Source organism: Pseudarthrobacter sulfonivorans (assembly GCF_031454915.1).
GTDB lineage: Bacteria > Actinomycetota > Actinomycetes > Actinomycetales > Micrococcaceae > Arthrobacter > Arthrobacter sulfonivorans_C.
Genome location: NZ_JAVDRS010000001.1, coordinates 428,963 through 441,353, shown reverse-complemented (window position 1 = coordinate 441,353; position 12,391 = coordinate 428,963). Strand labels below are relative to the sequence as shown.

Genomic DNA, 12,391 nt, shown 5'->3' with positions numbered 1-12,391 from the left:
GGACGGTGGAGACGTGGGGTCATAAGCTCACTGACAATTACCGTAACGCAATCAGTTCCCAGCGTAACCAGATCCGCAGGCAATCCGGGCAAGCGAATCCCTACTGTAATCATTCATTCGTCGGCCTGCCCCGCCCGGATGGGTGCGCGGGCGTTGAGTCCGCGCGGCCAGGTCCACGCGGGTAGGTCCACGCGGGCACTCCGGCATTCTCAGTTGCGGCGTTCCGCGCTGACACGGCACCCGCCCCGTCCTAGAGTGGGACTGTGACGAACTTGGAAGTGGCACCCGTAGAGGAACTCTGTCCGCCCGCCGGTGCTGAGGGGACGTCCGGTCCCTGCCTTCAGCTGTGGCCCGAGCGTGAGGTTCCGCTGGGCGGCGTGCGGGCCATGAATGTCCAGCGCACCCTCCCGCAACGCGGCCTGCCCACCATCGGCGCCTGGTGTTTCCTGGACAGTTTCGGCCCGGACCGCACCGCCATGTCGGTACTCCCCCACCCGCACACCGGGCTGCAGACGGTCACCTGGCCGCTCGCCGGGACCATCCGGCACCGGGACAGCGTGGGCAGCGACGTGGTGGTCCGCCCCGGGGAACTGAACATCATGACCGCCGGGCGCGGCGTCTCCCACTCCGAATTTGCGGTCCTGCCGGATCCCGACGCCGGCGGGCTGCTGCCACTGCAGCGGGGACTTCAGCTCTGGGTTGCGCTGCCTGACGGTGAACGCCACCGGGAGCCCGCGTTCGAGCAGCACCGGCATCTGCCCTCGGCAACAGGGCCGGGCTTCACGGCAACGGTCATGGTGGGCGAATTCGCTGGCGCGGTATCGCCGGCCACCATGTACTCGCCCATCGTCGGGGCCGACATTTCCTGCGAGGGCCGGGCCGTCCTGCCACTGAACACGGACTTCGAACATGCTGTGCTGGTGCTCGACGGCGGGCTGACACTGGACGGCCAGGAAGTTCCGCCTGGTCCGCTGGGCTACTTGGGTGCCGGACGACCGGCGCTGGACGTGGAAGCCCTGCCGGGCACACGGTTCCTCCTCATCGGCGGCGAGCCGTTCCGGGAGGAACTGCTGATGTGGTGGAACTTCGTGGGCCGCACGCATGACGAAGTGGAGCAGGCACGCGAGGACTGGGAAGCCCAGGCGGTGCTGCCCGACGAGGAGGCCCGCGGGGCCCGCTACGGGCTGGTGGCGGGACACGGACCCGGCGCCGGGGCCGAAGCCGGCCGCATCCCGGCTCCCCCGATGCCGGCTGTCAGGCTCGCCCCGCGGCGGCGGTTACACGGATCCTGACGGGTCCTTCACCAGCTGCAGTACACCGAACACAGGATCCTGGTCCAGGATCCGGACGTCGGTAATGCCGGCAGCCGCCAGGTGCTTCCGGAATGCCGCCTGTAACGGGACCACGTTCATGCCCAGTCCACTGCCCAGGATGACGGGCCCTTCGATTCCCAGTTTCCGGAGCGCCTGCGCGGCGAGATCTGCAAGGTCCTTGCCGGCCTGGTCCAGCAGGTTCTGGCTGGTCTCGTGGCCTGCCGCAGCCGCGTCCACCACGAGGCGGGCCTGCTGCGCCCAGAAACGGCGGCCGGTCTCCGGGGAATGGAAGAGTGCGATCAGCCTGTTGGGGTGGTCCGCTCCGCAGGCGGCGAGAAGCGCGGCGGTGAGCTGATCGGCCGGGAGCCCTTGGTTCATGCGGCGCAGGCTGTGCCGGACAGCTTCACGGCCCAGCCAGTAGCCGCTTCCTTCATCACCAAGCAGGTAGCCCCAGCCTCCGGCCCGGGCCTCCTCCCCTGCCGTGTTCCGGCCCCAGGCGGCGGAGCCTGTGCCGGCAATGACGGCCACACCCGTGCTGGCGCCGCCGGCAGCGAGCAGCAGCCTCGAATCGTGGACAACCGTGATTTTCGCTCCCGGGACGTGCGGTTCGATCAATGCAGCGAGGGCGGCAGCGTCGTCGTCTGTATCGATGCCCCCTGCCCCCGCGTACACCTGCGACACCAGGCCGCCACCGATCCGGGCGAACAGGTCGGCAAGGTTCAGCGCCGCTTGTTCGGGGGTGACGTTCTGGACGTTGGCGCTGCCGGCCGACTCATCCGCCACAGCTACCCCGTCCTCGAAACGGACGCCGCGGGTCTTGGTTCCGCCGATGTCCAGGCCGATGATCACGCCCGGCAGCGCGCTCGGAACAGCTCCGGACGCGCCTCCGGCCGGGAGTAGGTTTTCGGAGGATGAGGCCTGGGGGTGCTCGGTGTCAGTCACGTCCCCAGCCTACTGAAAGGCCGCCTCCGTGTCTCAACGGAGGGCTTCAGCATGCCCGGCCATCAGGCACTTTGGGAGCGCGCGGCCACCAGGCCAGCCAGCAGTTGCGGCCCCTCCTGCAGGACCAGTTCCCGGAAATACCGAACGGAATCCGGTTCCGCATCCGGACCAGGCTTCCGCCGGCGCCACCCCAGCCCGATTTCCCGGTAGGCGAGCCCGGACTCCAGCGCAAGTTCAACCCAGCCAACATTGCCCGTCTCCGGACTGACGTGGCGTCCTGGCCCGTTGCCGCCGGGCGGCAGGATGCTGACGCCAAGCCCGGCGGAGACCAGGCCGCGGGCCGTGTGCGTGTCCTGGCTTTCGAAAGCGATCCGTGGGCGGAAACCGGCTTCGCGGAACAACGCATCTGTCAGCGACCGCATGCCGTACCCCGGCTCGAGCGCGACGAAGGGATCCCTGCGGATGTCCTGCAGGCCGACGCTTCCGCGCCCCGCCAGCGGGTGGCTGTGGTGCACCACCAGGCGGAGTGGCTCGCGGTACAGGGCAGCCGAGACGACCGTACTGCTTGCCGCGGGCACAGGGGCCGTCAAGACCAGGTCCGCCTGTCCGGAGGCGAGCTCGGCGAGGCAGGCATCCCGCGCCCCCTGCCGGAGGATGAATCCCGATTCCGGGTGGCGGCTGCGGAAGGCGCTGATGAGCAGGGGCAGTGTGGCCTCGCCGAACGTGTGCTGGAAGGAGACCGAGATCTTCCCCCGCACCACGTCCGATTCGTGCCGGACCAGGTCCAGCCCGGCCTGGAATTCCGTCAGGGCCGAGTCGACGTAAGGCAGCAGGGTCCGGGCGGCAGCCGTGAGGCGCACGCCCCGACCGTCCCGGATGAGCAATTCAGTTCCGACGACGGCGCTTGCCCGGGACAGTGCCCGGCTCACGGTGGATTGGGGTACTCCGAGCAATTCGGCCGTTTCCGTGACGTGCTGAGTGCGGCCCAGCTCGGCAAGGATGGGGAGCAGCGGCAGGAGTTTCGCCAACTGCTGATGATCTGGGTGCATGGGCCGCTCCTCCTGATGACCTTCCGAATGTTCCGTTTCTGCTATTGATTTTAGCTAAAACATGCATTGGAAGCATGAATGTCAAAAGCCTACCCTTGAGCTATGCCAAAGAACGCCACCGCGTCAGGTAGCGATGCGGTCCACCGAAATGCCTGGGAGGGCCATCCCAAGGGCTCGGCCGCCTACGGGAAGATCCTGGCAGGGCTGGCCTTCGCGGGGGTGGCGACGTTCGCCCAGCTGTATTCCACCCAGGCGGTTCTGCCGGCCATCGCCACCGATCTGCAGGTCACCGCGGCCGAGGCAGCGCTGACCATCTCGCTGGCCACTGTTGGCCTGGCCATCACCGTCATTCCATGGTCCTTCCTCGCGGACCGGATAGGCCGGGTCAAGGCCATGACCTGGGGAATCTCGGCAGCAACAGTTTTGGGACTGCTGGTGCCGCTCGCACCCAGCTTCGGCATGCTGCTCACCCTCCGGTTGCTGGAGGGCATGGCACTGGGCGGAATTCCGGCGATAGCCATCGCCTATCTGAACGAAGAAGTGAACCGGGCCCATGCGGCGATGGCCGCGGGCAGCTATGTTGCTGGCACCACCCTCGGCGGGCTGGCTGGCCGGCTGGTGGCGGGCCCGGCAGGCGAGCTGTGGGGCTGGCGGGCAGCCGCCCTGGGGGTATCCCTGTTGGCCACGGTGTCCGCAGTACTTTTCCTGCTCCTGATACCCAAGGCGAAAGGGTTCACCGCCACGAGGGCCGCGGGGCTCCGCGGCGCCTTCGCGACACTCGGCGGCCACGTCCGCAACCCCCGGCTGATGGCGCTGTACGTCCAGGCGTTCCTGATGATGGGGGGCTTCGTGGCGGTGTACAACTACCTGGGCTTCCGCCTGTCCGCTGAGCCCTTTACGCTGCCTGCCACGCTGATCAGCCTGATCTTCCTCGCCTACCTTTCGGGAACGCTTACCTCGCGGTGGGCCGCCGGGCTGACGGCGCGCTTCGGCCGCAGGAGCGTTCTGCTGGCGGGCCTGATCCTGATGGTCGCGGGCCTGGCGCTGACGCTGGCGCAAATTCTCGCGCTGATCCTGGCCGGCCTGGTGATCTTTACCGGTGGTTTCTTCGCCGCCCACAGCATCGGATCCGGCTGGACCGGCAGCATTGCCACCACGGGCCGCGCCCAGGCCGCTTCGCTCTATAACCTGGCGTATTACCTCGGCTCAAGCATCATCGGCTGGGCCGGCGGCATCGTTTTCCAGTCCTTGGGGTGGACGGCCCTTGCGCTGGCCATCGCGGCCCTCGCGTGCATCACGGCGGTGATTGTCGCCGTCGTGCATCCTGCACGCAACGGCGAGAGTCGTCCGCCACGCTGACGTACCGGGCGCTGGGTGGTCCGGCGCAGAACTATCCGTCACCAAATAGCCCCGATCTCGAGTGATTATTCGGCGAAGTGGGTCAACTGGGGGTGATCGGGCGGAAACTGGCGTCTAGGATGAACCCAAGGACATATGAGGAGATCCCATGAGCAGCAATCCAAAAAACATCCGCCCGGGCAGCCACTTCGAGCCGCTGGACGCTATTGACGAGCGGCTTCTCGCCGCTCTGGTGGAGGATGCCCGGATCTCCAACAAGCAGTTGGCTGAGCTGGTGGGAATCGCCCCATCCACGGCGCTGATGCGGACCCGTGCCCTGTCCGAGCGCGGCATCGTGCAGGGCTTCGAAGCAAAACTCAGCCTCTCGGCGATCGGCCGGTCCGTCCAGGCGCTGGTGGCTGTCAGGCTCAGGGCCCATGACCGGGACCAGATCGACCGCTTTACCGCCCGGGTGCCGCACCTGCCGGCTGTCCTGTCCACTTTCCACACCTCAGGTTCCGTGGACTACCTCCTGCACATCGCCGTCGGAAGCACCGAGGACCTGCGGGACTGGGTCCTGGACAACCTCGCCACCGACCCCGTGGTGGGCCACACCGAAACCACCCTTGTCTTCGAGCACATCCAGGGCAACCACGGTCCGCTGCCGGACTAGGCGTGCCGGCGGCCGGCCTAGCGCTGCCGCACAGCCGTGCTGAATGTCAGGGCCGCGAGCGCCAGTGCGGCGACGCAGCACACCAGCACAAACGCCGTCACCGCTGCCTGCAGCCCAAACACGGCGGTGGCCCAACCCAGCCCGATGACCGGAACCGCGCTGCCAAGGTACGTGATGACGTAAACCGTGCTGATGACCTGCGCATGGTGTGAAACCTCCACCTTGGCAGCCACGTCATTGAAGACCGTGCGGAAGGCGACGCCCTGGCCTAGCCCTGCACACACGCTCGCCGCCACCAGCAGGGGCAGGCTGTGCCAGACGGACGCTGCCGCCAGCAGCACCACGGAGATTCCCAGAACCGTCAGCCCTGCCGGAACCACAAAGCGGCCCCGCACCGCCATCAGCTGGCTCAGCGCCGAGGCGGCAAGCGTCATCCCGGCCAGGGCGCCGATCACCGGACGCGAGTCCGTGTGCACGATCTGGGCGAAATAGCCGGGCGCCAGCGACAGGCAAAAACCAAAAACTGAAAAGCTGAGGAATCCGACGGCGGCCGCAAGCCAGAACGCACCCCTCGCCTCCGTGGACACCGATGGCCGGCGTGGAGCCAGGACCACGATGGGCCGTAGCCCGGCCGGCGGGTTGATGGCCGGCCGGGCGTTCAGCAGGAACAGTGGCACGAGCATGCCGGCCAGCACTACCGAGTGAACGTAGTACGGCGCAGTAGTGGGCCCCGGCAGCATGGACAGCAGGCCGCCGATGACGGGGCCGGCGGCCACGCCGCCTGCCGTCGCCAGCAGGGTGAAACGGGACGCCCACTCCGGGCGGGACGGAAGCAGTTCCCGCAGTGCGGCAGCGCTGGCTCCGGTGGCCAGGGCGACGGCCACACCCTGCATCGCACGGCCAGCGGACAGCGCCACCAGGTTGTCCGCCTGCGAGAACACCCAGCCGCCTGCCAAACCCGCGAGGACGGCAAGAATGAGGGCAGCCCGCCTGCCGATGTGGTCCGACCAGTGGCCAGCCAGCATCAGGGTGGCCACGAGGGCCAGGACGTAGCTGGCAAAGGCCGCAGTGACACCGAGCGGCGAGAGGCCCAGGTTTGCCTGGAGCAACGGGTAGAGGGGTGTGGCCAGGTTCGCGCCCACCAGCAGCAGGGAGATGACGGCACCGGCCATCACCAGCCGTGAGGTGGTGGATGCATTCCAGCCATGGCGCCCGGCGGTGGCCGGACGCATGCGGAGTTCACTGAATACTGTCATTGCGCTGCCTTGGCGTCTGCCGGGCGGGAGGTCCTTGTGGGTACCGCGCTCCGGATACAAATGGATAACCAAAATTCTGGGCCATTCCTGCCGGATAGGACCATTCTTCATGGAACAATTGAGCAAAACAGGCAACTATTTGCACTGCTGGTAACCGAAAGTGACAGTTTGAATAATCTCGACCCCACCGACCTGAAGGTCCTGCTGGAACTCATCCGCGATCCCCGCATCCAGATCGGCGACCTCAGCGAGGCACTGGGGATTGCCCGGAACACGGCGCAGTCGCGGGTCCGTCGCCTCCTCCGCGCCGGCGTGCTGCACAACGGCGGACGCGAGGTGGACCTCGCGGCGGTGGGGTACGACGTCGTCGCTTTCGTCACGATCGAAGTGACACACCGGGAGTTGGACGGAGTGGTGGGCGCCCTCCGCCTGCTGCCCCAGGTTTTGGAGGTCCACGAGATCTCGGGCCGGGGCGACGTGTGGTGCCGCGTCGTGGCCACCGATACGCATAATCTGCAGTCAGCCCTCCGCCAGATCCTCCGAATCAAGGGTGTCATCCGGACCGAGACAGTCCTGGCTCTCCACACCCACATTCCGTACCGGACCGAGCCCCTGGTCAGCCGTCTCGCTCAAGCCGTGCCGGGCAAAGGCTAGGATTCGAGGATGGATTGGCTCTCACACATTTCACAGATCAACTGGCTCGCCGTGCTTCTGGCTTTCATCTCCAGCATGGCCATCGGCTTTGTCTGGTATATGCCCGCCGTCCTGGGCAAACGGTGGATGGCCGCCATTGGAAAGAGCGAAGAGGACCTCAAAACCATGAGCGGCGGTGCCGGAATCTGGATTCCCATGATGGTGGCTGCGGCCCTGACGGCCGTCCTGCTGGCTGTCCTGATCAGCACGCTGGGCCTGGACACTGCCGTGGCGGCCGGCTGCTTCGCCCTGGTGCTGGCGCTAGTGTTCCGCGCTGGCGGCCATGTCATCCACAACGGCTTCGCCGGCCGCCCCGTTGCAGTCACGCTGATCGATTCGGGCCACGACCTGCTGGCCATGACGGTGGCCGGCGCCATCATCGGGGCCATGTCCTGACGTGACCATCATCGACAACGCCGTCTACGTGGACGGCGTCCGCAGCGCAGAGCCTGAGAGCCTGGAGCAGACCTTCGAGACCCTCGCCCACCATGGCGGCATGGCCTGGATCGGGTTGTACCGTCCCACTGCGGCGGAAATGGCAGCGGTGGCCAGCGAGTTCGGGCTGCATGACCTCGCGGTGGAGGATGCCATTTCGGCGCACCAGCGGCCCAAGCTGGAGCGCTATGATGACCACCTGTTCACGGTGCTCCGGCCGGCGCGGTACCTGGATAAAACCGAGACCGTGGAGTTCGGCGAGCTGCACATCTTCACCGGGCGTAACTATGTCGTCACTATCCGCCACGCCGAAACGGCAGGGGTCGCGCGGGTGCGGCGCCGCCTGGAGGGCCGCCCCGATCTGCTCCGGCACGGCCCCGAAGCGGTCCTCTACGCCCTGCTGGACATGGTGGTGGATGACTACGCACCCGTAGTGGCCGGCCTGGAAAACGACATCGACGAGATCGAAGACCAACTGTTCAGCGGCGACACCACAGTGTCCCGCCGGATCTATGAACTCGCCCGCGAAGTCATCCAGTTCCAGCGCGCCATCCATCCCCTGCCTGAGCTAATGGAACAACTCAAACGGGGCTTCGAAAAGTACGGTGTGGATTCCGAACTGCAGCACAGTCTGCGTGACGTGGAGGATCACGTGGAACGGGTGATCTCCCGTGCGGATTCCTTCCGCGACCTGCTGCAGAACGCCCTCACACTGGACGGGACCCTGACCGCCAACCGGCAGAGCGAGGCCAGCGCCGAACAGAACGAACAGGTCAAGAAGATCTCATCCTGGGCGGCGATCTTCTTCGCGCCATCGTTCGTGGCGGGGGTATACGGCATGAACTTCGACTACATGCCAGAACTGCACTGGACCTTGGGCTACCCCCTGGCCGTGGTGCTGATGGCAGGCACAGCAGCCCTCATGTACGCCATCTTCAAACGGAAGGGCTGGCTCTAAGCCAGCTGGCCCGCACGGCTCAGCCGGCTTGCAGGGTTCAGCTGGCTTGCAGGTCCACGGCACCGTGGCCCGAGGCCGCAGCGCTGAACACCAGACGGCGGTTCGCGATCTTCTCTGTGAAGAAGCGGTCGTGGCTGACCACCACTACGGCTCCCGGGAAGTGCAGCAGCGCACGCTCCATGACCTGGGTGCTGGAGAGGTCAAGGTGGTTTGTGGGCTCATCCAGCAGGAGCACAGAAGCGCCCGAGAGCAGGCACTGGGCCATCGCCACCCTGGCACGCTGGCCGCCGGAGAGGTTGCCGATTCTTTGCTTGAGGTCGGCCTCAGAGAACTGGAACATCGCCAGGAACCTGTTGACGGATTTCTTCGTCGCCGTCAGGGCCAGGCTGTCCGGCATCGCGTTGACCGCATGGGTGACCGTGTCGTCGTCGTCCAATTCTTCCAGCACCTGGTTGTACGAGACCATGCCCGCGCCTTTGGCCCAGGCCACGGTGCCGGCGTCAGCGGGCTCTTCCCCGGTCAGCGCCCGGAGCAGCGTGGTTTTGCCGCTGCCGTTGGCTCCGATGACCGCGATCCGGTGGCCGCGCCCGATTTCGAAACTCAGGCCGCTGAACAGCGTCCTGCCCCCGTGCGCCTTGCTGAGCGACTCCACGCGGCACAGGACGTCTTTGACGTAGAGACCGCCGTAGATCTCCGTGATGATCTGGTCCACGGGCCGGGGCGCCCTGCTCTTCTTGATCCTGGCCAGCTGGTTCGCCAGTCCTTTGCCGGCCGCCTTGGCTGCCTCGCGGCGGTCGGAAATGCCTTCGGCTTCGAAAGCGAGCAGTTCCGACTCGTGCACAAACTGGCTCTCCAGGCTCTTCAGCCGGAACTGTTTGGCCACCACGTACTCGGCAAAGTTCCCCGGGTACTCGTGCAGGTGGAAGTTCTCCACCTCGATGATGCGGGTGACAACGGAGTCCAGGAACTTCCGGTCGTGCGAGACGATGATCGCGGCACCCTTGAACGACCGGAACCAGCCTTCAAGCCATTCGACGCCGGCCACGTCCAGGTAGTTGGTGGGCTCGTCAAGCAGCAGCACGTCCGGGGCTTCGAGCAGGATCTTTGCCAGGGCTGCCCGGTTCCGCCAACCGCCGGATAGTTCATCGATGGCGCACGTGCGGTGGTGGTCGCTGAATCCCAGGGTGGTCAACACCTTGTCGATGCTGCGCGGGTAGTCCCAGCCATTGAGCCGGTCCATGGCCTCAAACAGCTCGGACTGGCGGTGGATCAGCTCATCAAGCCTTGCGCCGTCCGAGGAATCGGCCGCGATGGCCGCGTCGATTCCGGCCAGTTCGGCCTCGATCTCTTTCACATGGGCAAACAGGCCGTCCAGGACCTCGGAAATTGTTGAATCGCCGTTCAGCTCTGAGAACTGGGAGAAGTAGGCGGTCATGGTTCCCAGCTCCACGGCGACGGTCCCGGTATCGGGAGCCACCTGGCCCTGGATGAGTTTGAGGATGGTGGACTTGCCTGAGCCATTCTTTCCGATCAGCCCCACGCGGTCTCCGGCCTCAAGTTTGAAGAAGGCTTCGCGGAGTACCTGCGCGTTGTCGAAGCTGACGTTGACGTCATTCAGCCGGATCAAACTCATTGATGGTGTCCAATCCAGTGTTGGTTAGTGGCGGCAGACAGCGATTCGGCCGCATCCACTCTCTCACGAAATCGATAGCCGCCACGTCCCGATCGAACGTGAATGCAGCGGGCCCTCAAGGCGCAGCACGAAGGGCCTGTCACAGGACAGGCCCTTCAGTGTTGTTTGGTTCAACTGGTTCCTGCTGAACCTTTAGTGCCCTTAGACGCGGCCCGGCTGGTCAAACCGCTGCCCGGCCGGGTTGGACGGCAGAATCGTGAAGACCAGTACGGCGAGGGCGCCCAGGAACGGCACCAACACGAGGAGCAGCAGCCAGCCGCTGAAGTTGCCATCGTGCAGCCTGCGCACTGTCAGGGCCAGAGACGGGACGAGAGTCGCCAGTCCCCAGATGACCAGCAGTATGTAACCGAAGATGGCAACAGGACCGTAAGTCGGGGCGTCGCCGAGGCTCGTGGCTGCGGTGGTTCCCAAGCCGACGATGGTGTTCAGGACGATGCTCACGGCGACGGCCGCCAGCATCCACCACCAGTATTCGCTCCTGCTGGCCCGGCCTGAGAACGTGGCGTACTTCTTGAAGAAGCGCTTGGCGGCTATCGGGAACGAAGCGCCATAGTAGGGTGCCCAAAGCGGCACGTCGCCGCCCTTGATGGCCTGCGGCTGTGTCTGCTGCGGGTATTGCGGATAGCTCATGGTTTCCCCCGGAAATTTTGATGTACGAGACACGCCCATCCTATGCCGCGCCAGGGACAAAATTCCATTCGGTGGACATACTGGGGCTGAAATCCGGCAACGAGGAGAGCACACTCTAAGCCCGAATGCTGTCATACCACGCCGGCGAAGACCAGCTTCTTCCCAGTCAAAACAAAAATCCCGGCTGATCTGCGTTTCCGCAGTTCAGCCGGGATTTCCTGGAGTGGAGCTAAGGAGATTCGAACTCCTGACCTCTTCGATGCGAACGAAGCGCTCTACCAACTGAGCTATAGCCCCGGAATAGTCCGCGTTCCCGGGAGAACGGCGGCACCGGTGAACTTAGGCTACAAATTTTCCCTGCGCATTGCCAATTGGCGGATCAGGCGCGGCGGCGCTGCAGGACGTCGTCAAGGTTGCTCAGGGCGCTCTGGGCCTTCGTAAGGGGCTTGGCCGGCTGCGCGGCGGGGATAGCGGCCGGAGTCCCCTGCTTGAGGGAGGGCTTGCCCGCAGCCTTCGGTGCCTCGGGCAGATCAAGCGGCTGGGGCGCCGGACGCTCGGCCTTGGCTGCCTCGACGTACACAGGCTTCGGCACCTCCACAGGTTCCCAGGTGGTGTCAGCAGGCTTTGCCATGGGGACCGCGGTGGCGGCGCTTGTATCCCCCGCGGCTACAGCCACGGCCAAAGCGGCTTCCCGGAGTTCCATTGCGGTGAGGGGCTTTGGGGCGGGTTCGTGTGCCTCGGCGTCAAAGAGCCGGCTTTCCGGCTTGTACACCGGCCTCGGCGAGTCCGTCGCGTCGGCCCGGGGTTCCTTGTGCCGGACCGGCGCGCTCATGGCGGAGCGGAAGGCGCGGTCCACTTTGGCTTTCCGTTCCCGCACTGCCAGGAAGCGCAGCAACACGACGGCCGAAACGGTGACAGCCAGACCGGCAAGGGGCAGCAAGGCAGTGCCAAGGCCGAACAGCAGCAGGACGCCCGAAACAAAAGCAGTGAGCAGTGCCGCAACACCGGCGAGGGCGATGCCTGTCCGCCCATATCGGATCCGGAACGCGCCCGTGGTCGCACTGCCGGATGGTGCGGCTGCGGTTGTGGGGCTCTTCCTGATATCCATGGCTTTCTCCTGCTGGGCGGTAATGTTCATGACCGTCCCGGCTCTCGGGTCCGATGATTCAATACGTGGCACGTCCGCCAAATACTCGGCAGCGGCCTGGAACTGGTGCCGTCGGTTCCGCAGGACGTAGGGCGCAACCCAGACGATCCAGAGCACAACGGCAACCACAAGGATCACGGAGCTGCTAAGGGGGAAGTCCACATTCAAAACCGTATGAGTATTAGGTCAGCCACACCCGCATTAGCCTCGGTGTGTCGCGGGCAACGTACCAAATCAATGGATTTATGACCTCGGAAGTGCTTG

Annotated in this window: 12 protein-coding genes and 1 tRNA gene; 6 read left to right on the top strand and 7 right to left on the bottom strand. The window is 65.5% G+C overall.

The window, feature by feature from the left end; genetic code table 11:
- Positions 1-263: 263 nt before the first annotated feature.
- Entirely contained in the window at positions 264-1,292 is a 1,029-nt protein-coding gene (locus J2808_RS02000) for a pirin family protein (RefSeq protein ID WP_309810846.1), read from the top strand.
- Here J2808_RS02000 and J2808_RS01995 read toward each other — a convergent pair.
- Both J2808_RS01995 and J2808_RS01990 read right to left on the bottom strand, forming a co-directional pair.
- Positions 1,278-2,255 carry an N-acetylglucosamine kinase gene (locus J2808_RS01995; RefSeq protein ID WP_397427959.1) on the bottom strand — a complete coding sequence of 326 codons (978 nt, stop codon included), beginning with the start codon at positions 2,253-2,255 and terminating at the stop codon, positions 1,278-1,280. The two genes, J2808_RS02000 and J2808_RS01995, sit on opposite strands and share 15 nt — an antisense overlap.
- A gap of 62 nt (positions 2,256-2,317) precedes the next feature.
- Positions 2,318-3,304 (bottom strand): LysR family transcriptional regulator, encoded by a 987-nt coding sequence (locus J2808_RS01990; RefSeq protein WP_309810843.1) that lies wholly within the window; start codon positions 3,302-3,304, stop codon positions 2,318-2,320.
- 102 nt (positions 3,305-3,406) lie between these two features.
- Between J2808_RS01990 and J2808_RS01985 the strand changes: the two genes are divergently transcribed.
- Positions 3,407-4,663, top strand: a complete 1,257-nt coding sequence (locus tag J2808_RS01985) for an MFS transporter (protein WP_309810841.1) — start codon at positions 3,407-3,409, stop codon at positions 4,661-4,663.
- Positions 4,664-4,811: 148 nt separating this feature from the next.
- Positions 4,812-5,315, top strand: coding sequence for an Lrp/AsnC family transcriptional regulator (locus J2808_RS01980; protein ID WP_309810838.1), 504 nt, complete (start codon positions 4,812-4,814; stop codon positions 5,313-5,315).
- Positions 5,316-5,332: 17 nt separating this feature from the next.
- Here J2808_RS01980 and J2808_RS01975 read toward each other — a convergent pair whose 3' ends face one another.
- A complete protein-coding gene (locus J2808_RS01975) occupies positions 5,333-6,571 on the bottom strand; it encodes an MFS transporter (protein WP_309810836.1) in 1,239 nt (412 codons plus the stop codon).
- A 168-nt stretch (positions 6,572-6,739) separates the two neighbouring features.
- Between J2808_RS01975 and J2808_RS01970 the strand changes: the two genes are divergently transcribed.
- Genes J2808_RS01970 through corA form a run of 3 tightly spaced genes read left to right on the top strand, consistent with a single transcriptional unit; the run spans position 6,740 to position 8,657 of the window.
- Positions 6,740-7,225 (top strand): Lrp/AsnC family transcriptional regulator, encoded by a 486-nt coding sequence (locus tag J2808_RS01970; protein ID WP_309810834.1) that lies wholly within the window; start codon positions 6,740-6,742, stop codon positions 7,223-7,225.
- Between the two features lie 9 nt (positions 7,226-7,234).
- Positions 7,235-7,660, top strand: coding sequence for a DUF1761 domain-containing protein (locus J2808_RS01965; RefSeq protein ID WP_309810831.1), 426 nt, complete (start codon positions 7,235-7,237; stop codon positions 7,658-7,660).
- A 1-nt stretch (position 7,661) separates the two neighbouring features.
- Positions 7,662-8,657: a magnesium/cobalt transporter CorA gene (corA, locus tag J2808_RS01960; protein ID WP_309810827.1), complete on the top strand. Its 996-nt coding sequence runs from the start codon at positions 7,662-7,664 to the stop codon at positions 8,655-8,657.
- 37 nt (positions 8,658-8,694) lie between these two features.
- Here corA and J2808_RS01955 read toward each other — a convergent pair whose 3' ends face one another.
- From J2808_RS01955 to J2808_RS01940, 4 genes are all read right to left on the bottom strand, one after another.
- Positions 8,695-10,290, bottom strand: a complete 1,596-nt coding sequence (locus tag J2808_RS01955) for an ABC-F family ATP-binding cassette domain-containing protein (RefSeq protein ID WP_309810823.1) — start codon at positions 10,288-10,290, stop codon at positions 8,695-8,697.
- A 201-nt stretch (positions 10,291-10,491) separates the two neighbouring features.
- Positions 10,492-10,980, bottom strand: a complete 489-nt coding sequence (locus tag J2808_RS01950; RefSeq protein ID WP_309810821.1) for a DUF805 domain-containing protein — start codon at positions 10,978-10,980, stop codon at positions 10,492-10,494.
- A 224-nt stretch (positions 10,981-11,204) separates the two neighbouring features.
- Positions 11,205-11,277 (bottom strand) — tRNA-Ala (locus tag J2808_RS01945).
- 82 nt (positions 11,278-11,359) lie between these two features.
- Positions 11,360-12,289, bottom strand: a complete 930-nt coding sequence (locus tag J2808_RS01940; RefSeq protein ID WP_309810818.1) for a hypothetical protein — start codon at positions 12,287-12,289, stop codon at positions 11,360-11,362.
- Positions 12,290-12,391: the final 102 nt, after the last annotated feature.